This is a genomic window from Alicyclobacillus macrosporangiidus CPP55 (assembly GCF_000702485.1).
GTDB lineage: Bacteria > Bacillota > Bacilli > Alicyclobacillales > Alicyclobacillaceae > Alicyclobacillus_H > Alicyclobacillus_H macrosporangiidus_B.
Map to the genome: position 1 here is coordinate 1,869,716 of NZ_JNIL01000001.1, position 25,060 is coordinate 1,894,775.

Consider the following 25,060-nt stretch of genomic DNA (forward strand, 5'->3'; position numbering starts at 1 on the left):
CAAAACTGAAGATTGGTTCGCCCGGTTACATAGATTATATTCGCTGTCTTTCGACATCACAACCAGGATTTTGAACACATGGCGCGGGAGATTCTGAACGTTTTGGCTATCCCTTTCCGGGAGCGTGCCAATTCGCAGGTAGACTGCAGGGGCAGTGGGGGTGCTGGGGCCGATGGGGGTGCTTCCGCACCCCCGTCTTCCGGCTGGTCGCGTGCCGCGTCAACCTCCGGCGTCAACCTCCGTAGAACAGCCCCAGCTCGCGCAGGGTCAGCGGATCGCCCGTGCGATGCACGCCCGCGTCCACCACCTCGCCGACGAACAGGACATGGTCGCCCCGGTCCACCGTGTCGGTCACGCGGCACTCGAACCATGACAGCGCATCCTTCAAGATGGGGCTGCCGGTGGTGGCGGTGTAGAACTCCACGTCGCCGAACTTGTTGCCGACCCGGGAGACGGGTTTAAAGAATTGGAAGGCGAGGTCCTTCTGCCCGGTCTCCAGCACGTTCACGGAGAACACGCCCGATTCGCGGATCCCGTCGCAGGACGCGGTGCCCTTCTTCACCCCGATGGCCACCAGCGGCGGCGTGAACGAGGTCTGGGTCACCCAGTTGCCGGTGAACGCGTTGACGTCGTCCCCCACCTTCGTGCCGATGACGTACAACCCGTACGTGATGCCTCGCAGTGCGGTCTTCTTCGCTTGTTCGTCCACTCCGAATGCCTCCCTTTCCTCACGGATTCGCGCCCGGCGCCCGAATGACGGCGCAGGGCGTCGTGCATCCTGTTTGGGCGGATGCTCGTGTCACCATGATAGTCCAAAGGGCGGGCTCGATCACGCCGCCACACCGACCGCTCCCGCGTCACGTTGAGCTGGAACAAACCTCTCTTGTCGTCTGATGGGTTTGAGGGTAAAATCATTCGTGACCTGAAATTTTCCCAGATTGAAGTGATTCGCCATGCCGTTATGGAAACGAAATCTGTTTGTGTGTTGGTTCGGTTGTTTTGCCACCACCACTGGGATGAGCCTCATCGTGCCGTTTCTGCCTTTGTACATCCAGTTGCTGGGCGTCCACGACACGGCGGCCGTCGAGCGCTGGTCCGGGCTCGCGTTCGGATCGACCTTTCTCATGTCGGCCATCGTCTCGCCCGTCTGGGGGCGCATCGCGGATCAAAAGGGAAGAAAACTGATGCTCTTGCGGGCGAGCCTCGGCATGGCGATCATCTGTTCGCTGATGGGGTTCGCCCACAACGTTTATGAACTCACGGCGCTGCGGCTGTTGATGGGTTCGGTCTCCGGCTACATCGCGGCGGCGATCACGCTGGTGGCCACGCAGACCCCCCGCGATCACGCCGGATGGGCCCTCGGCACCCTCTCCACAGGGACGGTGGGCGGCAACCTCATTGGTCCCCTGGTGGGCGGATACCTGGCCGAGGTCATCGGGTTGCGCAACGTCTTCTTTGCCACCGGCCTCATGATGTTCATCGCGTTTTCCATCACGCTGTTCCTCGTCAAGGAGGAATTCAAGCCGTCGAAAAAGGCGGCAGTGCCCTGGCGCGAGGTGTGGCGCATGGTCCCGAACCCGCGGCTGGTGGTCACGATGATGGCATCCACCTTCGCCCTGCAGCTGGCGATGATGTCCATCCAGCCCATTGTCACCGTCTACGTCTCCCAGTTGACCGGCCCGTCACGCCACATCGCACTCATCGCCGGATGCGTCGTGGCCGCCGCCGGGATCGCGAACGTGTTGGCCGCGCCGTGGCTCGGCAAGCTGTCCGATCACGTCGGTCCCCAGCGCGTCCTGATGGTCTGCCTGGTGATTGCGGGCCTGGTGTTCATCCCCCAGGCGTTCGTCACCTCGCCGTGGCAACTGATGGGCCTGCGCTTTCTGCTCGGTCTGGCGAGTGCCGGCCTGCTGCCTTCCATCAACGCGATCGTCAAACGCAGCGCACCTGAAGCGCTGTCCGGTCGCGTGTTCGGCTACAACCAGTCCGCCCAGTATCTGGGCAACATCGGTGGTTCGATCCTGGGGGGCCAAATGGCGGCCGCCTTTGGCATTCATTACGTATTCTTTTCCACCGCCGCGCTGATGTTGCTCAACGCCCTCTTGGTCTTCGCCAGCACGCGCGACCACCACAATAAACACCACGCCGTCCCGCACCCGTCCGCCTGAGGCATCGGACACGGTTCACCCTTGTTGAGCACGGCGGTGGGCCTTATCGGCTCCCCACATCCCTCAGTGCCCCTTCGTGACCCCTTTAGTTCGCCTGTTGATTTCCACTTGCACTGGACACCGCGCGGCATGGGCCGGAATGAGTTGTCAATGGGGGATCAATGGGTGGTTAATGGGGGGCGAATGGGTTACGAATGGGTGGAATGGGGGGCCCACGGGCAGGTTTGTGAAGGCGGTTGTGAACGAAATGTCGTTATTGGACTGGGCCCGTGAGGGGACAGCAACGGATTCGTATTTATGGGCACGGCTTGGGGCACACATACGAACAGTTTTCAATTTACCCGGGCCCGCTGAGGCCGTCGTTGACCTCGATAAATAAAGTTTCCTACGTTATCCCATCGGCCCCGGGTGAGATAACACCAAAACGGTGTGTATCTCCCCACGACCATGGACGGATACCATCAAATCGTATTTTACCACTTGGTCGTTTTACCCCCGAGCGCCCCGGCCCCACCGCACCCAGAATCATGTGGCACCATTCGGTTGGTAACCAGGCCGGTCAGCAGGTTGCACTTTGTATGAGTATACAACAAAGTCAATTTTCATACACCGAGTTCCCTGCAGTCCCCCCTCCGCCGCGCCTCAGCACGCGTCTGAATCACCCGCGCCACCCCATCCCCGAATCATCCCCCACCCGCGACGTCGCCCGTCCGCAGCAGCGTCTCCTCGGCGACAATACCGGCGGCACCGACGGCCTGGACGCTGGCCTCGGCCATCGCGAGGCGCACGTCCCGGGCCACCGGCAGGGCGCGGGACCGCAGGGTGTGCTCCAGTTCCTCGCGGACGAACCGCTCCGAGGCCGCCAGGCGTCCTCCGATGACCATCAGCTCCGGGTTCAGGGTGTTCGCGATGTTGGCCAAGCCGACGCCCAGGTAGTGGCCGATGTGGGCGAAGGCCCGCACGGCGTTCTCGTCTCCGGCTTGCGCGCGTTCGAGGAGCCGCGGAACCACGTCGAAGCCGGTACAGCGCAGGCCATCATCCGTACGCGCGTACACCTCGTTCCACAACGCCAGCAGCGCGCTCTCGGAGGCGTATTGCTCCCAACACCCGCGGTTGCCGCAGGAGCAGCGAAGCCCCATGGGATCGATGGTCATGTGCCCGTACTCGCCAGCGAGGCCCGCGAACCCCCGGTACAACTGCCCGTCCAACACCAATCCCGCGCCGATGCCGATGCCCACGTTGACGAACACCAAGCTCTCGACCGCCGGATGCTCGCGATACATCGCCCAAGCCCCGCAGTTCGCGTCGTTGTCAATGAACACCGGAATGCGAAATTCGGACTGCAGGATGTCGGCGAGCGGCAGGTCGCGGATGCCCATGTTCGGGATGTAGTGGATGTACCCGGTCCGGTAGTTGACAAGCCCGGGCAGCGAAATGCCGATCCCGATGACCCCATGCGGGCTCTTCGGCGCTCCGTCGATCAGTTGGCGGATGGAATCCGCCAACTGCGACACCAGTTCGTCGCTCGACATCGAGGCGGGTTCCATTGGGAGCAGGCGTTCCCAGGCGACTTCGTGATCGAGATTGCACAGCACGAGCCGGACCGAGTGAATCTGCACATCGACTCCGATGCTGTATGCCGCGCCCGCGTGAAACTGAAGGCGGATGGGCCGCCGGCCGCCCGTGGACGATCCGGGCCCCACTTCCACCACAAACTGCTCCTCCATCAGCTCGGCCACCAGAGACGAAACGGTGGCCTTGTTCATGCCGGTCGCTTCCGACAACGCCGCCCGCGAGATCCCGGGATGGTTGCGGATCGCGTTCAACACCGTCAATTTGTTGCGCCGCCGCATCTCCGCGGCGTCGATCACCATCGCCATCCTCGTCCCGCCCTTCCAGGTCTGCGCATCCACGCGGACTGCAAGCTTCCATTCCCAATTTTGCGTCCCCATGAATACCCCAAAACTGGTGATTGAAATCTGCCGAAACAAAGTTTATGCTATAAACAAAGTCGGCGCAACGCCCTAGCATCCTGTTCGGCTTCATTTTGGTTGTGCCACTTGAGTAAGCGATTACAAAAGGGGGATGTCACGTGTTTCAGAGGAAGACCAAGGCCACTGCGATGGCCCTCCTGCTCGCCCTTCCGCTCGCCGTCAGCGCCTGCGGGCAGAATGGCGGCAATACCGGCGGATCGGCGAACAACACCGCCGGCAGCAACACGGCCGGCAACACCACCGGAAGCACCTCGTCCAGCGGGGCCACCATCGCGCTGCTCCTGCCGGAGACGGCCACCTCGGCCCGCTACGAGACCCAGGATCGCCCGGACTTCGAGCAGACGGTGCAACAGCTCGCGCCGAACATCAAGGTGATCTACAACAACGCGCAGGGCAACGCGACCACGCAGCAGCAGCAGGCCGAAGCCGCCATCACCAACGGTGCCAAGGTCCTGGTGCTCGATCCGGTCGACTCCAAGGCCGCCGCGGCCATCGTCAACGAGGCCCAGCAGGCGGGCGTCAAGGTGATCTCGTATGACCGCCTGATCACCGGCGCCAAGGTCGACTACTACGTCTCCTTCGACAACGAAAAGGTGGGCCAACTGCAGGGCCAGTACATCGCGGACCACACGCCGAAGGGCGGGACGGTCGTGATGATCGACGGTGCGCAGACGGACAACAACGCCCTCCTGTTCGCCAAGGGTGCGCATGATGTGCTCGATCCGCTGTTCAAGAACGGTACCCTCAAGAAGGGCTACGAGACGTACACGCCGGATTGGCTGCCCGCCAACGGCCAGCGCGAGATGGAGCAGGCCTTGACCCAGCTGAACAACAAGGTGGACGCGGTGCTGGCGGCCAACGACGGCCTCGCCGGGGCGGTCATCCAGGCGTTGCGCGCCCAGGGCCTCGCCGGCAAGATCCCGGTCACGGGCCAGGACGCGACCGACGCCGGGCTGCACAACATTCTGCAGGGCCTGCAGTCCATGACCGTGTACAAGGCGGTCAAGCAGGAGGCGGAGGCGGCCGCGAAACTCGCCGTCGCGCTCGCGAACGGCCAGCAGCCGGACGCCAGCCTCATCAACGGCAAGGTGAACAACGGCGCCGAGGACGTCCCGTCCGTGCTGCTGACGCCGGTGGTGGTGACGAAAGACAACATCCAGGACACCGTCATCAAGGACGGGTACACCACCATGGACAAGATCAACGCCGCCAAGTCGTGATCGGCTGAGCCGTGATCGGTCACGTGGTCACGGTGCACCGCATCCATACTCGTCCGGGGGCTGCCCTGGCAGCCCCCGGCTCCTTTGGGGGGGAGCATCATGCAATCCATGGCCCGGCAGGCACCTGACGCCACGCCGGTGTTGCGCGTCGAGCATCTGCGCAAGTCGTTCGGCGCGGTCCAAGCCCTGACGGACGTCTCACTGGACGTGTATCCCGGCGAGGTGGTCGCCCTCGTCGGCGACAACGGGGCCGGGAAGTCGACCACCATCAAGATCATCTCCGGGGTCGAGACGCCGGACGAGGGCCGCATCTTCGTGGACGGCCAGGAAGCCCACATCGACAGCCCGGCAGCGGCGGAGCGATACGGCATCCAGACGGTCTACCAGGACCTGGCCCTGTGCGACAACCTCGACATCGTATCGAACCTGTTCCTCGGCCGGGAGATCACCCGCCCGCTGGTGCCCCCCTTCCTGCGCCTGCTGAACAAGTCCGCGATGGAAGAGAAGGCCAAGCCGGTCCTCGACAGCCTCGGCATCCGGTTGCCGGCCCTGTCCACCCCCGTCGCCAGCCTGTCTGGCGGTCAGCGGCAGACGGTGGCCGTCGCGCGAGCCGTCCTGTGGGGATCGAAGCTGGTGCTCCTGGACGAGCCGACGGCCGCGCTCGGCGTCGCCCAGACCCGCCAGGTGCTGGACCTCATCCTGCGGTTGAAGGCCAAGGGGCTCGGCGTGATCGTCATCTCGCACAACATGCACGACGTGTTCGAAGTGGCCGACCGCATCACCGTCCTGCGCCTCGGGCGCACGGCGGGGGTTTTTGACAAGGCGTCGGTCACGCGGGAGCACGTGGTGGCCGTCATGACCGGCGCAGCGGCGGAGGTGAGCGGAGCATGAATTCAACGACGAACCCGCCGGCCGGGGAGAAGGAGCGGAACTCCGCGAGCCTCCTCGACGCCTGGCGCTCTCGGATTCGATCCGGCGAACTCGGCCTTATCCCAGTCCTCATCGGCCTGGTCGTCATCTGGCTGGTGTTCCAGTCCATCAACGGCCACTTCCTGAGCAGCCGCAACCTGTCGAACCTGGTCCTGCAGATCGCGACCATCGGCATGCTCGGCGTCGGCGAGACGTTCATCCTGTTGCTCGGCGAGATCGATCTCTCCATCGCCGCCGTCAGCGGCGTCGCTGCCGGGGTCCTGGTGCAGCTCTCCGTGGCCGGGGTCAGCGCTTGGCTGGCCCTTCTCGCCGCCGTGCTGACTGGAGCGGTCATCGGGCTGTTCCAGGGTTGGTGGGTCACCTACATCGGTGTGCCGTCGTTCATCGTGACACTGGCGGGATCGCTCGGCTACCAGGGCATTCTCCTCGCCATGCTCGGCCAGGAGGGGACGGTGCCCATTTCGGACAAGTTCTTGCTGTCGATCGCGTCGTCCTACCTCCCCGCCTGGCTGGGCTGGGTGCTCGCGGCCGTGGCGGTCGCGGGCGTGGCGTGGAACGTGTCGCGGACGCGCCACGATCGGACCTTGCGCGGGCTCGACGCGGCCAGCGGGGCTTCGGCCGGCGTGCGGATCCTCCTGACGGCCGTCGTCGCGGCCATCGTGGTCCTGGTCCTCAACAGCTACCGCGGCGTACCGGTGATGGGCCTGATCCTGCTCATCTTTGTGGTCTTCTTCGGCTTCGTCCTGCAGTCGACCCAATTCGGCCGCCACGTGTACGCGCTCGGCGGCAATGCGGAAGCGTCGCGCCGGGCGGGCATCCCCGTGCGCACCATTCGCATGGCGGTGTTCACCCTGGCCTCGGTGATGGGGGCCATCGGGGGCATCCTCGGCGCGTCTCGCCTGGGCTCGGCATCGCCCGCCTCCGGCGGCGGCAACCTCCTGATGGACTCCATCGCGGCGGCCGTCATCGGCGGCACGAGCCTCTTCGGCGGCCGCGGCAGCGTGTACAACGCCCTCGCAGGCGCGCTGGTCATCGGCAGCGTCGAGAACGGCATGGACCTGTTGAGCGCCCCCTCCAGCACCAAGTACATGATTGAGGGTGGAATCCTGCTCATCGCGGTCACCATCGACACCCTCACGCGCCGCCGCCGCCAGCGTGCGGGACGGTAGGGCGGGCCCGGTTGGGCCCGCCCTTTCCTCTCCCCTTCGGTTCACCGAAGGCTGACCGACTTGGAGGCGCGGGAGGCTGTCGGGGAGCGGCGGGATCGAACGCCCCGAGCGGTAAACACAATTTCGATTTAACTTCCGGCCGGAGAAAGGACATAGCGACCAATTCGTACTTACCGCGCCCCGCCCCCGAGCCGATAGCAACCGAAACAGACTTAACTGGGCGCCGTGGAACGCCACGAACCTCGGATAACGCAACGGCTCCACCTTATCGATGCCACGCAGGTCAACGTTAAGGCCGAATCGGATGTTATCGTACGAGTCCGGGCCCGCGATAGCATCGAAACGGTTCGTAAGGCCCGCCAGGGACGCACCTTGAGCGCCTCCAGGGGACGCATCATCCGTCTCCAGGCAGGGGCGCACCACGAGCGCGCCCAATGAGCCGGGCCTCCTTCTCGGACACACATGCATACGGGCCATCAAGCGAGTAAAATGGATGGCGTCGCGATCCCGTTGTCCCGCGGGATCGACAGGCGCATCGAGGGCGTGCGACAGCGCATTGCCGCGATGCGGAGTTGCGAGGTGACCACGTGTGCAGATCGAGTTGACCAAAGAGCAGTACCGGAATCTGCTCGTCCTCATGTTTCTCGGCGAGTGGTTGGTGAACGGAACGGAGATGGACGAATCCCGCCGCCGGGCCATCCAGGAGACGGCGGATTACATTTACGCGATGGCCAGCCAGTTCGGGGCCGAAGACTGGGTGGAGTTCTGCGACGAGTGCGGCGTGCACCACGCCAACCAGGCGATGGAGGACGCGCTGTTCCCGATCATCGACGAGTACGACGAGGAGACGTTCTGGGACGTGCTGTCGCATCACCTCGCGTATCGCGACGTGATGACCCAGGCGGGGCCTGATCAGGAGTTCACCAAGGAGATGGAGATGAAGCTGTGGCGCCGCAAGGAGCAATATGAGCAGGAGTTTCAGAAACACGGGCTCGATCACGTTCGCCTCGTATTCCATGGCGGCAAACGGAGGTAAGTTGGACCGGCCTTGGTCTTTGCTCCTGCGCTGACGCGAGCCGCTCCGCCCAAGCCCGGTCCGGCATTATTCGCTCCGTTTCGCGGGCGAATACGTGCCCGGCACAGCCCGCATGCTGAAGGCCAACCGATTCCATCCATTGATGGCGACGACCGACATGGTCAGGTTTACCAATTCTTCTTCACTGAACTGGCTCCTAGCCAATTCGTACACCTCATCCGGAACATGGCCATCCCACACGTTGGTGACCGCCTCAGTCCAGGCCACGGGATCAATCCGCCAACATCGCGATCCGCTGGCGCATGTCCCCGGTCTCCCGGTAGCGCACGTGCCAGCCTAACGCCTCCTCGAGCAGGTGCGGCGTGTTCCCGCCGCGGGCGCTCGCACGGCGCACGTAGTCCCGCAGCGCGTCCCGGTAGTCCGGGTGCGCCAGGTGATCCACGATGGCCTTCGCCCGCGCCCGGGGCGGCAACCCGCGCAGATCGACCAGGCCCCGTTCCGTGACCAGGACGTCCACGTCGTGCTCCGTGTGATCGACGTGAGAGACGAATGGCACCACGCACGAGATGCGGCCGTCCTTGGCGGTGGACTTGGTGACGAAAATCGACAGCGCCGCATGACGGGCGAAGTCGCCCGACCCGCCGATCCCGTTCATCATGTGCGTCCCTTGCACGTGCGTCGAGTTCACGTTGCCGTACACGTCCACTTCGAGCGCTGCGTTGATGGCGATCACGCCGAGCCTCCGCACCACCTCGGGGTGGTTGGAGATCTCCTGCGGGCGCAGCACCACTTTGTCCCGGTACCGCTGGAAATTCGCCAGCACGTGCCGGTGCATCTCTTCCGACAAGGTGAAGGAGCAGGACGACGCCGCCTTTACCACGCCTGCATCGATGAGCTCAAACGCCGCATCCTGCATGACCTCGGTGTACACCTCCAGGTCCCGCACCGGCGCCGACTTCAGGCCGGCCAAGACGGCGTTGGCCACCGACCCGACGCCGCTCTGCAGCGGGCCGAACCCTTCCGGCAGCCGCCCGTGGCGCACCTCGTGCTGCAAGAACTCCAGGATGTACCCGGCCATCCGCTCCGTCTCGGCGTCCGGCTTCGTGAGCGCGGACGGCGTGTCGCGCTCCTCCGACACCACCACCGCCGCGATTTTGTCCGGCGGGCAGGGGATGTACGGTGTGCCCACGCGATCGCGCACGCCCATAATCGGGATGGGCTTCCGGTTGGGCCGAGCCTCCGGCAGGTAGATATCGTGCAAGCCCTCGAACTCGGCGGGGATGGACGGATTCAACTCCACGATCACCCGCTTCGCCCGCTCGACGAACACCGGGCTGTTGCCCACCGAGGTGGTGGGGATGATGCCGCCGTCCTCCGTGATCGCAGCCGCCTCGATGATGGCCAAATCGATGTCGCCCCAGTACCCGGCGCGGACCCATTCGGCGGTCTCGCTCAGGTGCTGATCGATGTATCCCGTCTCGCCGCCATTGATGGTCCGGCGCATGGTCGCGTCGCTTTGGTAGGGCACGCGCAGGTCGACGAGATCGTGCGCGGCCAAGAGCGCGTCCACCTCACCGAGCGAGGCCCCGGACAAAAGCCGGATGCGCAGGCGCTCGCCTGTTCGCTCCACCCGCCGTACCAACGCTTTCAAAACCGCCTTGGCGTCACCCGATTTGGTGAACCCGCTGACGCCGATGGTCATCCCGTCCCGGATCCAGCCCTGCACGTCGTCCGCCGCGGCGATGCGGGATCGGACGGCGGCGTTGCGGATGCGCGCCTCCAGCATACCGATTCCCCCTTGGATGTATATCCATGATGGCCCGTGCTCTCTCGTTTGCCCCGTGCCTCGTGTAAGCGCATACGCAGTTTGTGTTCTCATCGTATGACGAACGCCGCGAGCTTGTCCTTGATTTTGGATACAACGCCGTATTTCGCGATGAACGTTGGATATGGGGGATGAATGACTCGTATCGGGGAGATTTCGGAGGATGTGGTGACGGAACGCAGTTCTGACATACGGAACACGAGTACGTCCTTTACGCCTCCGTGCCGCCGGCTTATCCGATTTTGCGGCTCTCACCCTTACATTGGCCTCCTGCGGCTGATGGAATCAGGGGAGTTAAGCCAGATTGTCGTACAAAATCGTGCGGTTCGACCAGTCGAGTGGCCGATTTAATACGACAACCTGGCTAAAACCGGCCCCTGCATCGCGACCGATGGCCCAAACCCCGGGGATTAGTAAGAAATTGCGGCATAACAACCCGGCCCCGAAGACCCGCGCAGCGTGGCCAAGTTCCGCATCACCGCCCGGCCTCAACCACCTCCCGGCCCCCTCTGGGACCGCCGCAGGTCCGACCGGACTTGGGTGGACCGGCTCGCGTCCGCGCAGAAGAGGAGCATAAGCCCGGTCCGACCGAATCCGCCGGCACCCCTCAAAACCCCAGGACCTCGCGCACGCGGCGAGTGCAGCCGTGGGCCACAGGCAGGCGTTGTCCGAACGGATGGCGAATCTCCACGAGCAGCGCACCGTGGATATCCCTGGAGATGGTGTGGATCCAGTGGATGTTGACCAGGAAAGACCGGTGGATGCGCAGGAACATCCCTTCAGGCAACTGGGCTTCCAGGGCGCTCAACGTATAGATCGTGGTGAACTTGCCGTGCGGGGTGTACAGCCAGGTCCGTTTGTCGTAGCTCTCGAACCAGGCGATGTCCTCCACCGGAATGGGGCGCCACACCTCGCCATCGCGGCCGACGATCACGCGCCTCGGCGACACCGCCCGCGGATCCTGCTGGGGCAGGATGACGACGAGTGCCGCCCGCCGCCCCTCCGGCGCATGCAGCGGATAGCCCTTACCATGGTAGGGAAGCCCGTAGACCCGCTCGTCCACGTCCGTCTCCACGCGGCGGCCCAACTGCAGCACGTGCGCCGCCACACTGCCCGTGCGCACCGGGTCCCCCGGCTTCAGGCGGATATCCCATTCGCCCGGCTTGTACCGGACATAAGCATCCTCCACCGCCAACGCCACCGACGCGGCCGGCGGGATCCATTCCGCGAGCACCTGTTCAATTTCCGACAAGACTGGCACATCTTGCATGATCGACGCCCCCACCTGCGGGAATCCCCGTCCACCTTCAGTATAGTGGACATCCCACCGGCTGCGAAGCGCCAAGGGATGGATGTCAAGGGCGATCGATCCGCTCGTACACCAAGAACCGGTGCGGATACGGGTTGCGCTCGTCCACCACGCCCTGCCGGGCATCGATCAGCTTGAACGCCGACGGGTCCCAGGCCGGGAAGAAGGTGTCGCCGTCGACATCGAGATCGATCTCGGTGATATACAACCGCCCCGCCCTCGGCAAGAACAGGCGGAACAGCTGCTCGCCGCCGATGATGAACACCTCCTCGCCCGGCCTGGACCCGTCCAGCCCCAGCGCCCGCTCCAGTTCCTCGACCGAGCGCACCACCTCGACGCCATCGGGGTGAAACGCGGGATCGCGCGAGAGCACCACATTGCGCCGATCCGGCAGCGGCCGCCCGATGGATGCGTACGTCCGGCGGCCCATGACCACCGTGTGGCCCAGCGTGAGGCGCTTGAAGTGGCGCAGATCGGCCGGCAGGTGCCAGGGCAGGCGGCCGTCTTTGCCGATCACCCGGCCTCGCGCGTACGCCACCAGCAGGCTCACGACCGGCGCCCGCGCCCCCGCACCCTCGACCGGGTCGGCGCTGGCCGATGTGGCCACGGCACCATCCGCGCCCGCGGCACGCATCGCCCCGTGCCCCGCATCACGGCCCTCGGCGCGCCCCTCAGCAGCACCGGCCGGGCGCACCAACGGATCGAGCCCGCGGTTCACACCGCCACCTCCGCACGGATGGGCGGGTGCGCCTGGTATCCGATGATCTCGATGTCGTCGTAGTCAAATTCGAAGATGGACTTGACCGCCGGGTTCAGGCGCAGCCGCGGCAGCGGGTATGGTTCGCGGCTGAGCAACAGCTTCACCTGCTCCAGGTGGTTGAGGTACAGGTGCGCGTCGCCCAGGGTGTGGATGAACTCGCCGACCTCCAGCCCCGTGACGTGCGCGACCATGTGCGTCAGCAGGGCATAGCTGGCGATGTTGAACGGCACCCCGAGGAACGTGTCCGCGCTGCGCTGGTACAGCTGGCACGACAGGCGCCCGTTTGCCACGTAGAACTGGAACAGCACGTGGCACGGGGGCAGGGCCATCTCGTCCAGCTCCGGCGGGTTCCAGGCGCTGACCACCAGGCGCCGTGAGTTGGGATTGCGCTGGATCTCGTCGATCACCCAGCGGATCTGATCCACTGTCTTCCCGTTTGCCCCGGCGAAGGCACGCCACTGTTTGCCGTAGATGGGACCGAGATCGCCGTCCTCGCGGGCCCACTCGTCCCATATCGTCACCCCGTGTTCCTGCAGATAGCGGACATTGGTGTCGCCGCGCAAAAACCACAGGAGTTCGTAAATGATGGACTTCACGTGCAGCTTCTTGGTCGTGAGGAGCGGAAACCCCTCGCGCAGGTCGAAGCGCATCTGGTGCCCGAACACGCTGAGGGTCCCGACGCCGGTCCGATCCTCCTTGCGCACGCCCTCGCGCAGGATTCGCTCGCACAGATCGTGATACTGGCGCATTCTCGCACCTCCCTCTCGGCCGACGGGCCGGCGACGGCGCGCCGCCCGGTTGTCCACCATGGTACCACAGTGTGGCCTGGAGGTCGCGCGGGCACCCTACGCGCGCTCCCGCAACCAGGTGATGGCCCGCTCCATGACGTGCCGCTTCTTCTCTCCGTGGAAGAGGCGGTGCCCCACGCCGATGAAGGACTCGTACCGTTTGTCCGGCACCGGGAGGCCGTCGAAGAATTGGCGGATGGCGAGCGGATCGACCACCGGATCGTCCTCGCCGCACAGAAACAGCGCGGGTACGCGAAAGTCGAGGGCCCGATCGAGCGCCTGTGCCCCATTGCGCAAAAGTTCCACCAGCCAGCGGGCGGTGTATTCCATGGTGCACAGTCGATCCCGCCGCTCCCCGACACCAGGCACACAGTGACGGAGGTCGGGCAACCAGCGCGTCAGGCGGGGCCAAGCGTCTGGCTGAATCCCGAACCCGGGCGCGCACCGAGCCATCACGCCGGCCAGGTGCCGGAGCGCCCGCGGGATGCGGACCCGGATGCGCAGCGCCGGCGCGGACAGCACCGCCCCCTGCACGCGGCCCGGATACTCCTGGGCGTAGCGGATGGCGACGGTCCCGCCCAGGCTGTGGCCCACCAGATATACCGGGAGCCCCTCGTGCACGTGGTGGACCCAGGCGACGACGCCGTCGAGATCGCAGAGGTATTGGCGGAAGGAATCGACGTGCCCGCGGCGTCCGGAGGAGAGGCCGAAGCCGCGCAGATCGATGGCGTAGACTCCCAGACCGGCGGCCGCGCATGCGCGCGCGAACTCGAGGAACTGGCCCGAGTGCTGCCCGGCCCCGTGGATCATGATGAGGATCAACCGCTGCACGGGCGGCAACAGGAAGCGGAAGAAGATGTCGGCATCTCCCACGCGTAGCCGCCTGCCCTGGCTCCAGCACCGCGGTGGCGTGAAGGAGAGGGGACGGTTGGACGCGGTCGCGGGAGCGCCGGCGGGAGCGGGAACCGAGCCAAGGACCGGCACATGGCCTTGTACGGGCGGCCGCTCTTGAAGGAACGTATGGCCTGGAACCTGCGCCGATTCACCTGTGGATCCCTGGCTGACCACCGTCACCCGTTCTTCCACGCATACCCCCGACGTGATCCGCTCCTGGTCGACGTCCATGGCGAAAGCCGTTGCCTCCCTCTCACCGCGCTCATGGCTAGGATGGCGCAAAAATGCCGTCCATACGATTCCCCGGCATCCGCCCCGACATGCGCGTTGACAGGCACGTGGCACAGCGCGGCGGGAGCGCCGCGGTGGAAGCTCGGCGGGAGCAACGCATGGTGGGAGGCGCGCCCGTAGCCCCCAGGGGCAGCAAACCTTAGCCGAAAAATTGGATAAAACCCCCGGGTTTTGCCGTCTCGGGCAGCCAGAAGCGGCAGGTTTAAGACGGATTTCCGTACAAAATGGGCCTCTCGGCAGCTTCTGCGCCGCCCGTTTGTACGAGATCCTTGCTTAACCGCCCCGCCTGAGCAAGGAGCAGCCCCGCAAGCGAGCCACGAAAACGGCAAAATCGGACTACAATCCCAAGCCGGTGACACCGCCGACGCGAGTCCGGCTTCATGGTTCTACGTTGCGGAACTTCGTTCCACAACCACCTTGTCTGGGTATTCCAGAACTTTCTCCCGCCGCCCGCCCGAGCCGGCCAGGCTCCCCGACATCGGGGGACACGCAACGCAGATGCGTTTGCGGCAGCCCATGAGCGGCGGGTTGTTTTGCCGGATATTCGTACTATCTCCCGGGATTCGGGGCCTCAACCCGGGCTGTTCAGGCCGGTTTTACACAAGTTTTCGTACAAAACCAGACACCTGGGCCCTGCAACCGCGCGACATTGTACGGAAACCCGTCTAAACACCCCCGGTTAAACCGTCATCGCCCCGCCAAACGCGCCACGAAAGCGGCAAAATCGGACTATCACCAGCCGCCCGACGTCATTCGTCCCAACCCCGCGACCACCGCGTCCCTGGCCACCCATCCACTATAATGAAAGCAGTACTATCCGCACAGGCGGGCGCCGCCCGCCTGTGGGCGTAGGAGGTGTCCCGATGTCCATGCAATCTCACGAAGCGGTGCGGCAGCCCGAACAGTCCATCCACACCGCGCCCATGCGCATTGGCATCGCCGGCGCCGGCGCCTTCGCCGTGTTTCTGGCCGAGAGCCTCGCGCCCCTGGCCGCGTGCCAGCTCGTGGCCGTGGCCGGGCGGACCCCTGCCAAGCGGCAGGCGGTGTTGAACGCCTGGCGATCCCGCCGGACGCCCACCCTGACCTCTGCCGACCCGGAGCCCAAGGAGTTCGACGAGGCCCGCGATCTCGCGGTCGCCGAGGGGGTGGACGCCGTCCTCATCGCCACCCCGCCCCACCTGCACACGACGCTGGCCGAGGCTGCCATCACCGCAGGCAAGCATGTCCTGCTCGAAAAGCCCGGGGCCCTGCGGGCCGCCGACCTACAGCGCGTCGCTGACATGGCCCGCGACCGGGATCGATCCCTGCTCGTCAACCTGGTCATGCCGCACAGCCCCATCGTGCAGGCCGTCCAGGCCCTGTTGATCGCGGGCGCCTTGGGACCCGCTGACATGGCCGTGATGCACAACCAGGTCCATCGCGTGTCCGATGGCCACTGGTTCTGGGATGGCCAGCAGAGCGGCGGCATCCTGGTGGAACACGGCGTCCACTTCTTCGAGGTGGGCCGGCGCTGGTTCGGCCAGCCCGTCGCGTGGCACGCCGGGGCGGCGGCAACACATGCATCCCGCCTGGCGCAGGTCTCCCAGGCCGACGCCCCGGTGCCGGCCCGGGTGTGGGCGACCGTGATCCACGAGGGCGGAGGATCCCGGGTGCCCGTCCACTACTACCACGGCTTCGTCCGACCCCAGGAGGTGCCGGAGGACACCGCCTGGCAGATCCTGTGCCGTTACGGCCGCGTCAACGTGTATGGGTGGGTGCCGATGCGGCTGGAGATCGAAGGGACCGTGCCCGCGGCGCTGGCCCCCGCCGTGGAGCAGCTCCTCGACGCCTTGCCGCTCGAGCCCTCCATGGAGGCCATGGCCGGCTTCCAGGACGCCGTCCAAGCGCTGGCGCAGGCCGGCGCGGCTGGAGAGCGGCGTGGCGACGAGCAGCGTGGCGATCCTGCCGGCACCACCACCGCGCAAGCCATCACGGCCTCGCAGGCCGGCACCACCGCGCCGCACGCCGGCACGCGCGTCCCCGTGCGGCGTGCCGTGGAGCTGCGCGATCGACAGGGCTGGTACACCGCCCTCGTGCAGGCGCGCTTCCTCGATCTCCTGCAGGCCGCCCGCCAACCTGGCTTCCGCGGCCTTGTCACAGCCGAGGACGCCATCGCCGACTTGGCCCTCGCCGAGGCGTGTACGAGGGCTTACACGGGAGCGTGAACAGGCCCGGTTCAGCCCTGACCCCGCACCGGCGCCGCTCCCTCGCCTCCCGGTCGGTCGGCCGCACTGACGGCCCTTGCAGCAGCGACGGCGCGGGGCTAGGCCAGGGGGCGACGGCGCGGACGAAGCGGTGAAGAAGGCGGCAGCGAGACGATGGCGAAAGCCGTCTTGCATTTGCACCGATGCCGAGGTAAACTGTGGCTACATCAAAAACATTGGATGTAAAGGAGGTGGTGTTGAGATGGAGGAGTTGCAGGTGCTCGACCCGGCCGCCACACGCCCCTTCTTCCAACGCTACGCGGCCAAATTTAAGGCGCTGGCGGACGAGAAGCGGCTGCAGATCCTGTACGAACTGGGCCGACGGGGTGAGACATGCGTTTGCGATTTGCAGGATGCGCTCGATATCCCGCAGTCCAGTCTGTCGTACCACTTGAAGGTGTTGGTCGACGCCGGCCTCATCCATCGAGAGACCAGAGGAACATGGAGTTACTACCGGATCGACGTGACCGCCGTCAGCGCACTGCTGTCTGAGCAGCTGTGCTCCGTCTTTCAGCCCGGTGGCTGTTGCGAGGAACCGCCGGACCGGAACGGCTGACCGCATGCATTTCGCTGACCGCTTCATCGAATTTTGTAGATTAACCGCACCCAATTCATCGATTTTTTTCGATTTAGGATTTGCGATGAGAGGAGGAGGAAGCCATGATAAACCCGTACTTGCTCGAACAGCTCATCCTGGCCCGGCAGAGAGAGGTGGAACGCGCCGCCAGTCGGTACTGGAGCACGCACGCCGCACCACCGCCGCGGTCGCCGGCCTGCGCGTGCGAGATGGAAGAGGCCGCGAGCGCTTTCATCTCCAAATCGTCCGTGTGCACCCCTTGTGCGCGCATTTAATCGATTTTTTTCGATGTAACAGGAGGGTGATGATCGAATGTATACCCATGTCGGAATCCGCGTCACCAATCTGCAGGCTTCCATCGACTTTTACACAAAGCTGTTCGGGGCAGAGCCGGTCAAGGTGAAGCCGGACTACGCGAAATTTCTCTTGGAGGACCCTCCGCTCAACTTCACGCTCAACGTCAGCGAATCCGTGTATGGCAATCAGGTCAGCCATTTCGGGTTGCAGGTGAAGGACAGCGAAGAAGTGGTCAGACAGCGGGATCGATTGGAGAAACTCGGACTGGCCACGCGGAGCGAGATGAACGTCACCTGTTGCTACTCCGTGCAGGACAAGTTTTGGGTGGTCGACCCCGACGGCAACGAGTGGGAGTTCTTCGTCCCCAAGGAGGATGTACCTGTGCACGGCGGCCGTGGTGCCAACGAATGCTGTGATGGGTTGGCGCGGTGACGCGCGGTGATAGCTGCCGTGGTGGGGCGGGGCGTGGTGAGGTGCGGCGTTGTGAGGTGCGGCGTTGTGAAACCCGGCGTTGCTGGTCACGGCGTCGCTGGGCGCGGGTGAAACGCAGCCCTCCATGCGCCATTGGAGGCGGGGTCACCTCTCGTGAACCCGCTGAGCTCCCGTACCGCATGCCCAACAATCCGATTCACACTGTCGTCTATCTACGCATGCCATCACCGAAGCACTCGTCGCCAACGGCTTCAGTCCGCCCGTGAAATATGCCGCATTTTCGTATTATCTTAGCGGTTTCGCCCCGTCCGCCCCCACCCCGCTCCCGGGTTTAGACCGGGAATTCGTACTATCTCGGCCTGTTCCAACCTCGGCGGCGGCCACTTAGTACGGAAATTCGGCCAAAGTCAGGGTCCGAAGGAGGCACCAGCCGGCCTCAACTAGGGGGTTTAATCAGAATTTCTGGGTTCCATGGCCCCGGTTCAGCGGCCACACATGTCGGAGCAGCAGTCAACGTCGGTAGGACGGGCCCCCAAAGCCCGCCCTACCGAACGGAATTCAAGCAGGCGTGGCTACCTACAGGCACCGGCCAGCGCCATGGAAAGCCTTCCCGAGTCTCCGGCGGAGCAGGAAGTAGCGGTCCCCTCTGGTGTTCGTGAGGGTGACCGAGCAAGAGCCGGCCGCCGACGCTCACCCGGGATGAGCCGGATGCCGCATTTTCGTACTATCTCGGCCGATTTCACCCAGCTGACCCCACCCCGCTCCCGGGTTTAGACCGGGATTTCGTACTATCTCGGCCCGTTCCAACCTCAGAGGCGGCGACTTAGTACGGAAGTCCGGCCAAAGTCCGGCTCGGAAAGGGGCACCAGCCGCCTCCGACTGGGGGTTTAATCCGAAATTCGGGGCTACACGTCACCCTGCTCACCGGCCACACCACCGAAGCCGCAGTCAGCGTCGGCCAGGGCCGGACCCCCGGACCCCCGGACCCCCGGACCCCCGGACCCACGCCCATGCTGCCGCGGCCGTCCCGCTCCGTCGCGCTGCTCCCTCACACCTCTGCCGCCCACAGCCCCCGGCGGAGGATCGGCACCGTGCGGCCGTCTCGCGTCGTCGCCTCCACATCCAGCTGGTCCGAGCCAATCATGAAGTCCACGTGGACCAGGCTGTCGTTGAGGCCGTACGCCTCCCAGTCGCTCTGAGCCAACGACTGGACGCCCTCCACCAGCGGATACGCCTTCCCGATGGCCAGGTGGCAGGACGCGTTCTCGTCGAACAGCGTGTTGTAGAACAGCACCCCCCGCCGCGCGATCGGCGAATCCGCCGGCACCAGGGCCACCTCGCCCAGGTAATGGCTCCCTTCGTCCGATTCGATCACGCTCCGCAACGCATCCTCGCCCACCTTCGCGTGGTATTCCACGATGCGCCCGTTCTCGAAGCGAAGCTGAATCCCGTCGATGATGGATCCCGCGTGATTCAACGGCATCGTGCTCGACACCACGCCGTTGACGCCCGTCTTCAGCGGCGCCGCGTACACCTCTTCCGTCGGGATGTTGGCGACGAACTCCACCCCCTGCGGCGTACGGCTCCCCGCCGCTTTCCAATAGTGGCGCGGATGGAACTCAATCGTCAGGTCCGTGCCCGGCCCCTTGTAGTGCAGCGACCGGATGCCGAGCCCATTGATCCAGTCGGCGCGCCGCCGCAGGTCCGCCAGGTGCTTCTGCCAGTCGGCCAGCGGATCGTCCCCGTCCGCCCTGGCGCAGGCCAGGATCGCCTTCCACAAGGCCGGCACCCGCTCCGACTCCGGCAGGTTCGGGAACACCTTGTTCGCCCACGCCTGCGTCGGCGCCGACACCAGGGTCCAACTGTATTCGTCGTTCGTCCGCCGATCGTTGAACGGCCGGAAGACGCTCGTCAGCGTGCGATCGAATTGGGTGACGCGCGCGTGATCGATCCCGCTGTACAAATCCGGGTCCGACGCAGGGATGGCGATGAAGGCCGCCCCTTCCTCCGCCAGGCGCTCCACCCACGCCGCGCGGCTGCGGGCGCGCGCTTCCCAGGTCGCCACGTCCCCGCGGCGGACCGTCTCCCGCAGCCACGCTTCGTCGCCCCAGTCCACCTCGACAAAGCGGGCCCCAGCCTCGTAGGCCACCTCCGTCAGCAGGCGGGCGAACTCGGCATGTTCGGGATACACCTGCCGCTTCCCGTAGCCAATCACCAGGTGTTGGCCCCGCTGCAGGTTCACCCCGACCTTCACCGCCAACTCGGCGTATTTTCTCAGCTGCTCTCGCACCGCACGTCACTCCTCCCTGAATCCGTGACAAGCAGGTGTAAAAACTACTGAAGCACTTGTGATTTGTCGTGTAGAATCGGGATCGTTGGGATGTCCGTTCCCTTCAATCCCCCTTCACCTCAGAGGTGAACCCCCTTGCGCTTTATCATCGAAGAATCCGACGAAGTCATTGTCACACATTCTGGAATGACCCTTGTCGGTTTATTGCTGGACAAAACCACTCTCGGTGAACGCCTGAATCGGACTCGCCTGTCAGGCATGGGAAAACCAGACATTTCAAACCGAGATGTGGCGTACTCATACATCGGCCTGCTTTGTCAAGGCAAGACGGACTTTGACCACATCGAAGCCTTTCGTGATGACGAGTTTTTCACGATCGCACTACAGATGGACAGCGTGCCTTCGAGCCCAACGCTGCGCCAGCGTTTGGATATGGCCGCCGGAAAGGCCGGCTGGGAGAGTATTTTACTCGAAGAGTCCGCAAACCTCTTGAGAACCCTGAATGTTACACTGCATCCGATTGTGCTGGGTGAGTCATCGAAACGCCGGGCTTACATTCCCCTGGACCTTGACGTGAGCCCATTTGATAACTCGGGAACGAAAAAAGAAGGCGTCTCCCGCACGTACAAAGGCCACGATGGATACGCCCCAATCTTTGCTTACCTCGGCCAAGAGGGCTATGTGGTCAATGTTCAGCTGCGTGAAGGCAGTACCCATGTTCAAAAGGATACAGCGGCCTTCTTGCGCAAGAGTATTCAGTACGCAAAGCAGATTTCAGCCCTTCCGCTGCTCGTTCGCATGGATGCCGGAAATGACAGTGCAGAAAACCTTGCCGTGTGTCGTTCTCAGGACAGCAGGGCCGAGTTCATTATCAAACGGAATCTGCGAAAGGAAAGCCCCCAGGCCTGGCTCGTGACCGCCCAGCAGCACGGTGTATGCCACGAACCTCGGCCAGGCAAGAAAGTGTATCACGGTTCGCTGATGTGCCCGGTCAAGGGCCTGTCGGAACCAGTTCGGATGGTATTCGAAGTCATCGAACGGACCACCATGGCCGACGGGCAAACCCTGTTGGTCCCAGACATCGAGGTCGACGCCTACTGGACCTCACTGCCCGACGACCCAGATGTGATCATTCGTCTGTACCATGACCACGCCGTGATGGAACAGTTCCACAGCGAAATCAAGACGGATCTGGACGCTGAACGGTTACCGTCAGGCAAGTTCGCAACCAACAACCTGGTACTGCATTTTGTATGCATGGCTTACAACTTGCTGAGGGTGATTGGCCAGGAAAGCCTAAAACGCAACGATGCACCTCTGCGTAAGAAGGCAGAACGTCGTCGTATCCGGACGGTGATTCAGAACTTGATGACCTTGGCTGCGAAACTAGTCCGACATGCCAGGCAGAGCAAACTGAAGTTGGGGCATGGGAACCGATGGTTCCCTGTGTTTCGCCGTTTGTATTTGACCTTCGTATAACATGTGCCGTCTTGTGGCCTGGGAACAAAGCCTGACGATGAACAGGCCGGGGAAGTTATTCGCTTCTGCGGGAACTGGCGTTCCCTTACGGTTGAATTCGATGGAATCGCTCCACGCACCAATGCAGTCGCAGCCCGTTCGATGCAAGATAAACGCCGCATGAGTGCTCGACAGGTACCCTGTCACGGATTCAGGTCCTCTTTTCGGCACCAGGAAGTACCAAGATGCGTATACAGTCGCGTCTTCTTATAGTAGCCGAAAAGCGGAGGAAACGCGAATGTTCATTCGGCCCCCGCGCTCGAGACCTCCCCGGCACCCGGCACCTTCGCGACGCCCACCGGACCGGCACCCGCGCCTCGCGCATCCGCAAAGCCCTGCCACCGCTCAGCGCCCAGCCAGAAGACGAAGACAAAGGCCAGCGCCGCCAACAGGATCGCCCACAAAAACGTGTGCGTGATGGACGCCGACAGGGCTGTGGTCAGCCGATCCAGCACCGGTGCCGGGATGTGCGCGCGGACCTCCGGGGCCAAGAGGACGTGCGGATCGATCCCGCGGGACCCGCCAAAGCCCACACCAGCCCCCGCGCCGAATCCAACCCCCGCTCCGGGCATCCCCGCGAACGCCTGCTTCAGGCGTGTGGCGAAGTCGTCCCGCTGGAGCGCGCCGAACACCGTGATCCCGATCGTCATCCCCAACTCACGGATGAACGAGACCGTGGAGCTGGCCGCACCGCGCTGGTGCGCGTAGAAGTGGTGCATGCTCGCCATGCCCAGCACGGAGAAGGACGGCCCGATGCCGAGACCCACCAAAATCATGTACACCGTCAGGAGCCAGCGCGGCGTGTCTGGCGTCAGGGTCGAAAGCCCCGCGACGCCGGCCAACAGGATGGCGCACGCCACCCACATGATGGTCCGGTAGCGGAAGCGGTTCGCCAACTGACCGCCGATGGGCGCCGCGAAGGAGCTGCCGAGCATCATCGGAAGCAGCACCAGGCCCGAGTTCGTGGCCGTCCCCCCGCGCACCCCCTGCACGTAGATCGGGATGTACACCACCGCCACGATGAACGCGGCGCTCGCGAACAGGCCCACCCAGATGCTCCCCGCGAACAACCGATACCGGAACATCCCGTAGTCCACGATCGGCGCCCGGGCCCGCGCCTCCGCCAGGAAGAAGGCGGCGAAACAGACGATCGCGCCGGCGAACAGCGCCACCACAGGAGTGTCCGTCCAGGCGTACCGGTTCCCGCCGAACTCCATCGCGAACATCAGGCACGCCACCGCCGGCACCAAAGTCAGGATGCCCAGCCAGTCGATGGTCTCCTTCGGGTGCCGGCGCGACTCGTGATACGCAAAGCCGACCAGCGCGCACGCCAGGAGCCCCAGCGGCACGTTCACGTAGAAGACCCAGCGCCAGCCCAGGTGATCGGTGATAAAGCTGCCCAACAGCGGCCCTGCGATGCTCGAGACGCCGAACACCGCCCCGATGAGCCCCGAAAACTTGCCCATCTGCTCGGCCCGCGCCACGTCAAAGAGGATGGTGAAGGCAATCGGCATCAGCGCCCCGCCGCCGATCCCCTGGATGGCCCGGTACACCGCCAGCTGGGTGATGCTGTGGGCCGTGCCGCACAACACCGAGCCCACCAGAAAGGTGAGGATGCCGAACAGGAAAAACCGCTTGCGCCCGTACATGTCCGACAGCTTGCCGAAGATGGGCATCCCCGCCATCTCCGTCGCCATGTACGCCGATGTCACCCACACGAACTGATCCAGTCCGCCCAACTGGCCCACGATAGTGCCGATGGCGGTCGACACAATGGTCTGATCCAGCGCGGAGACGAACGTCCCCAGCAACAGCCCGGCCAGGATGAGCCCCAGCCTCTGCTTCTGCTCCTCCACTCATGCTCCTCCTTCTCATTCGATGCCGATGCCACAACGCCCGCATTCGCCCTACACCTTGCGCACCTCGCCCACCTCCGCGCGTGGATCCGCTTCGTACGCCTCGCGGTACTCCACCAAATCTACGCGGCAGCCCCGGCCAATCGTCACCCGGCCGCCCCGCACCACCTTCGCGATCGTCCGGTACAACGACACCTCGTCGCCCTCCACCACGTCCACCACCAGCTCTCCGTCGCCCGTGAAGGGCACCCGGTTCGGCCGCACATTCACCGTCCCGCCGCCGATCTCGCCGGCCCGCGACGGCCCGAACAGCACCAACTCCAGCGTCTCGGCGTTGAGGAGGCCATCCATCGTGATCACGCCATGCACCTTGCACGCCTCCGCCGCCAAATCCCCGTCGACCGTCAGCATCCCGCGCACATCCAGACGCTCCGCACGGCACGGCCCGTGCACGGTCAGCACGCCGCGGTAGCGGACCAGGTCCCATTCGCACGCCTCCTGCACGGTGATCACCCCGCGCCCAAGGACCCGCCCGGCCCGCATTCCGCCCGCCACGTCGAGCGTGCCCGTCACATCCACCACGCGCGCGTCCACGCGCCCCTCCGCGCGGCAGTTTCCGAGCACCCGGAGCGCCTCGCAGTCCACGTCTCCGTGCAGCTCCCCCTCGCCGCGGATGCGCACGCGCCCGTACGCCCCGCCCGCGAGGGTCCCCTCGCCCGTAATGGTCAGGTCCCGCCGCACGCCTTGTTCACGTGTCGTTCGATCCCGCTGCTCCACGTCCACCCCTCCTCATCTCGCCAGCCCGCCCGGGCCGTCACACCTGCACATGTTCGCCCACGCGGGCCCCGTCGTCCTGGCGGAATTCGCTGCGGTACTCCACCCGGTCAATGTCGCACCCCGACCCGATGTGCACCTTGTCCCCGCGCACCACCCGGGCCCGCGTCGCCTCCAGCCGGATGTCGTCTCCCTCGACCGTGTCCACCGTCAGCCGCCGGTAGCGGGAGAAGAAGCCCCATCGCCAACTCCGGTGCACCCGGATACGGCTTCCTCCCAGTTCCCGCACGTGTGATCCGCCGTACAACCGGATCGTCACCTCATCCGCGGTGACCAACCCGTCGATCTCGACGGCCCCCGACACCTCCACCACCTCGGCTGAGCAATCCCCGTCCACTTGGATCTGCCCCGAGAGCCGGATGGTGTGCCCGCGAAGGGCCCCTTCCACCTTCGTCTTCCCGTTCGCCACCAACTCCTGCGCCTCCAGCGTCCCGCGCACCGTCATCACGCCGTCGATGCGCGCGCTCTCGCACACCACGTCGCCCTCGACACGGCCCACGCCGCTGACGCGAACCCGTCGGTACACGCCTCCGCCTGCCGTCACCACTCCCGACATCACCAGGTCCCGTACCTGGTCCCGCCGTTTGTCTTCGTCCACCCGATGCCGCTTGTCTTCGTTCACCGCTCTC

Annotated in this window: 22 protein-coding genes; 10 read left to right on the forward strand and 12 right to left on the reverse strand. The window is 64.7% G+C overall.

Annotated elements, in window-relative coordinates; all coding sequences use genetic code 11:
• Positions 1–232 precede the first annotated feature (232 nt).
• The gene (locus N687_RS0109240) at positions 233–709 is read right to left on the reverse strand and encodes a flavin reductase family protein (protein ID WP_029421587.1); all 477 of its coding nucleotides are present in this window, start codon (positions 707–709) and stop codon (positions 233–235) included.
• Positions 710–953: 244 nt separating this feature from the next.
• On the opposite strand from N687_RS0109240, the gene N687_RS0109245 reads away from it, so the two are divergent.
• A complete protein-coding gene (locus N687_RS0109245) occupies positions 954–2,168 on the forward strand; it encodes a multidrug efflux MFS transporter (protein ID WP_029421588.1) in 1,215 nt (404 codons plus the stop codon).
• Between the two features lie 683 nt (positions 2,169–2,851).
• On the opposite strand, the gene N687_RS0109250 is transcribed toward N687_RS0109245, so the two are convergent.
• The gene (locus N687_RS0109250) at positions 2,852–4,048 is read right to left on the reverse strand and encodes an ROK family transcriptional regulator (RefSeq protein ID WP_029421589.1); all 1,197 of its coding nucleotides are present in this window, start codon (positions 4,046–4,048) and stop codon (positions 2,852–2,854) included.
• A 212-nt stretch (positions 4,049–4,260) separates the two neighbouring features.
• Here N687_RS0109250 and N687_RS0109255 point away from each other — a divergent pair, with 212 nt between their 5' ends.
• From N687_RS0109255 to N687_RS0109270, 4 genes are all read left to right on the forward strand, one after another.
• On the forward strand, positions 4,261–5,382 hold the full coding sequence (locus tag N687_RS0109255) for a sugar ABC transporter substrate-binding protein (RefSeq protein ID WP_231493445.1): 1,122 nt from the start codon (positions 4,261–4,263) through the stop codon (positions 5,380–5,382).
• A gap of 99 nt (positions 5,383–5,481) precedes the next feature.
• Positions 5,482–6,273 (forward strand): ATP-binding cassette domain-containing protein, encoded by a 792-nt coding sequence (locus N687_RS0109260; RefSeq protein ID WP_231493446.1) that lies wholly within the window; start codon positions 5,482–5,484, stop codon positions 6,271–6,273.
• The gene (locus N687_RS0109265) at positions 6,270–7,481 is read left to right on the forward strand and encodes a sugar ABC transporter permease (RefSeq protein WP_029421592.1); all 1,212 of its coding nucleotides are present in this window, start codon (positions 6,270–6,272) and stop codon (positions 7,479–7,481) included. The genes N687_RS0109260 and N687_RS0109265 overlap by 4 nt, the downstream gene beginning before the upstream one ends.
• A gap of 589 nt (positions 7,482–8,070) precedes the next feature.
• Positions 8,071–8,517 (forward strand): hypothetical protein, encoded by a 447-nt coding sequence (locus tag N687_RS0109270; RefSeq protein ID WP_029421593.1) that lies wholly within the window; start codon positions 8,071–8,073, stop codon positions 8,515–8,517.
• A 66-nt stretch (positions 8,518–8,583) separates the two neighbouring features.
• On the opposite strand, the gene N687_RS0109275 is transcribed toward N687_RS0109270, so the two are convergent.
• The 6 genes from N687_RS0109275 to N687_RS22150 form a co-directional block, all read right to left on the reverse strand.
• Positions 8,584–8,784 carry a carboxymuconolactone decarboxylase family protein gene (locus N687_RS0109275; protein ID WP_051663105.1) on the reverse strand — a complete coding sequence of 67 codons (201 nt, stop codon included), beginning with the start codon at positions 8,782–8,784 and terminating at the stop codon, positions 8,584–8,586.
• A 4-nt stretch (positions 8,785–8,788) separates the two neighbouring features.
• Positions 8,789–10,303 carry a succinate CoA transferase gene (locus N687_RS0109280; protein WP_029421595.1) on the reverse strand — a complete coding sequence of 505 codons (1,515 nt, stop codon included), beginning with the start codon at positions 10,301–10,303 and terminating at the stop codon, positions 8,789–8,791.
• Between the two features lie 646 nt (positions 10,304–10,949).
• Entirely contained in the window at positions 10,950–11,612 is a 663-nt protein-coding gene (locus tag N687_RS0109285) for a LytR/AlgR family response regulator transcription factor (protein WP_035462123.1), read from the reverse strand.
• A gap of 85 nt (positions 11,613–11,697) precedes the next feature.
• Positions 11,698–12,258, reverse strand: coding sequence for a dihydrofolate reductase (locus N687_RS0109290; protein ID WP_051663584.1), 561 nt, complete (start codon positions 12,256–12,258; stop codon positions 11,698–11,700).
• Between the two features lie 107 nt (positions 12,259–12,365).
• Positions 12,366–13,160 (reverse strand): thymidylate synthase, encoded by a 795-nt coding sequence (locus tag N687_RS0109295; protein WP_029421598.1) that lies wholly within the window; start codon positions 13,158–13,160, stop codon positions 12,366–12,368.
• Between the two features lie 96 nt (positions 13,161–13,256).
• Entirely contained in the window at positions 13,257–14,324 is a 1,068-nt protein-coding gene (locus tag N687_RS22150; RefSeq protein ID WP_051663106.1) for an alpha/beta hydrolase, read from the reverse strand.
• Between the two features lie 923 nt (positions 14,325–15,247).
• Here N687_RS22150 and N687_RS0109305 point away from each other — a divergent pair.
• The 4 genes from N687_RS0109305 to N687_RS0109320 all read left to right on the forward strand — a co-directional run bounded on the left by N687_RS0109305 (position 15,248) and on the right by N687_RS0109320 (position 17,933).
• Positions 15,248–16,588 (forward strand): Gfo/Idh/MocA family protein, encoded by a 1,341-nt coding sequence (locus tag N687_RS0109305; protein WP_051663107.1) that lies wholly within the window; start codon positions 15,248–15,250, stop codon positions 16,586–16,588.
• 241 nt (positions 16,589–16,829) lie between these two features.
• On the forward strand, positions 16,830–17,183 hold the full coding sequence (locus tag N687_RS0109310; protein ID WP_051663108.1) for an ArsR/SmtB family transcription factor: 354 nt from the start codon (positions 16,830–16,832) through the stop codon (positions 17,181–17,183).
• Positions 17,184–17,287: 104 nt separating this feature from the next.
• A complete protein-coding gene (locus N687_RS0109315; RefSeq protein WP_029421602.1) occupies positions 17,288–17,479 on the forward strand; it encodes a hypothetical protein in 192 nt (63 codons plus the stop codon).
• A 37-nt stretch (positions 17,480–17,516) separates the two neighbouring features.
• Positions 17,517–17,933: an ArsI/CadI family heavy metal resistance metalloenzyme gene (locus N687_RS0109320; protein WP_051663109.1), complete on the forward strand. Its 417-nt coding sequence runs from the start codon at positions 17,517–17,519 to the stop codon at positions 17,931–17,933.
• A 1,048-nt stretch (positions 17,934–18,981) separates the two neighbouring features.
• Here the strand turns inward: N687_RS0109320 and N687_RS0109325 are convergent.
• Positions 18,982–20,223 carry an aminopeptidase gene (locus tag N687_RS0109325; protein WP_029421604.1) on the reverse strand — a complete coding sequence of 414 codons (1,242 nt, stop codon included), beginning with the start codon at positions 20,221–20,223 and terminating at the stop codon, positions 18,982–18,984.
• Positions 20,224–20,358: 135 nt separating this feature from the next.
• Here N687_RS0109325 and N687_RS0109330 point away from each other — a divergent pair, with 135 nt between their 5' ends.
• On the forward strand, positions 20,359–21,702 hold the full coding sequence (locus N687_RS0109330; RefSeq protein WP_029419949.1) for an IS1380 family transposase: 1,344 nt from the start codon (positions 20,359–20,361) through the stop codon (positions 21,700–21,702).
• A 281-nt stretch (positions 21,703–21,983) separates the two neighbouring features.
• Here the strand turns inward: N687_RS0109330 and N687_RS0109335 are convergent, their stop codons facing one another.
• Genes N687_RS0109335 through N687_RS0109345 form a run of 3 tightly spaced genes read right to left on the reverse strand, consistent with a single transcriptional unit; the run spans position 21,984 to position 25,053 of the window.
• Positions 21,984–23,597, reverse strand: coding sequence for an MDR family MFS transporter (locus tag N687_RS0109335; protein WP_051663110.1), 1,614 nt, complete (start codon positions 23,595–23,597; stop codon positions 21,984–21,986).
• 51 nt (positions 23,598–23,648) lie between these two features.
• The gene (locus tag N687_RS0109340) at positions 23,649–24,374 is read right to left on the reverse strand and encodes a hypothetical protein (protein WP_051663111.1); all 726 of its coding nucleotides are present in this window, start codon (positions 24,372–24,374) and stop codon (positions 23,649–23,651) included.
• A gap of 37 nt (positions 24,375–24,411) precedes the next feature.
• Entirely contained in the window at positions 24,412–25,053 is a 642-nt protein-coding gene (locus N687_RS0109345) for a hypothetical protein (RefSeq protein ID WP_029421607.1), read from the reverse strand.
• Positions 25,054–25,060: the final 7 nt, after the last annotated feature.

Excerpts from the sequence above, each read along its gene's own strand:
- N687_RS0109245 (WP_029421588.1), top strand. The coding sequence starts at position 954 with ATGCCGTTATGGAAACGAAATCTGTTTGTGTGTTGGTTCGGTTGTTTT.
- N687_RS0109250 (WP_029421589.1), bottom strand. The coding sequence starts at position 4,048 with ATGGCGATGGTGATCGACGCCGCGGAGATGCGGCGGCGCAACAAATTG.
- N687_RS0109260 (WP_231493446.1), top strand. The coding sequence starts at position 5,482 with ATGCAATCCATGGCCCGGCAGGCACCTGACGCCACGCCGGTGTTGCGC.
- N687_RS0109265 (WP_029421592.1), top strand. The coding sequence starts at position 6,270 with ATGAATTCAACGACGAACCCGCCGGCCGGGGAGAAGGAGCGGAACTCC.
- N687_RS0109280 (WP_029421595.1), bottom strand. The coding sequence starts at position 10,303 with ATGCTGGAGGCGCGCATCCGCAACGCCGCCGTCCGATCCCGCATCGCC.
- N687_RS0109285 (WP_035462123.1), bottom strand. The coding sequence starts at position 11,612 with ATGCAAGATGTGCCAGTCTTGTCGGAAATTGAACAGGTGCTCGCGGAA.
- N687_RS0109295 (WP_029421598.1), bottom strand. The coding sequence starts at position 13,160 with ATGCGCCAGTATCACGATCTGTGCGAGCGAATCCTGCGCGAGGGCGTG.
- N687_RS22150 (WP_051663106.1), bottom strand. The coding sequence starts at position 14,324 with ATGGACGTCGACCAGGAGCGGATCACGTCGGGGGTATGCGTGGAAGAA.
- N687_RS0109305 (WP_051663107.1), top strand. The coding sequence starts at position 15,248 with ATGTCCATGCAATCTCACGAAGCGGTGCGGCAGCCCGAACAGTCCATC.
- N687_RS0109310 (WP_051663108.1), top strand. The coding sequence starts at position 16,830 with ATGGAGGAGTTGCAGGTGCTCGACCCGGCCGCCACACGCCCCTTCTTC.
- N687_RS0109315 (WP_029421602.1), top strand. The coding sequence starts at position 17,288 with ATGATAAACCCGTACTTGCTCGAACAGCTCATCCTGGCCCGGCAGAGA.
- N687_RS0109320 (WP_051663109.1), top strand. The coding sequence starts at position 17,517 with ATGTATACCCATGTCGGAATCCGCGTCACCAATCTGCAGGCTTCCATC.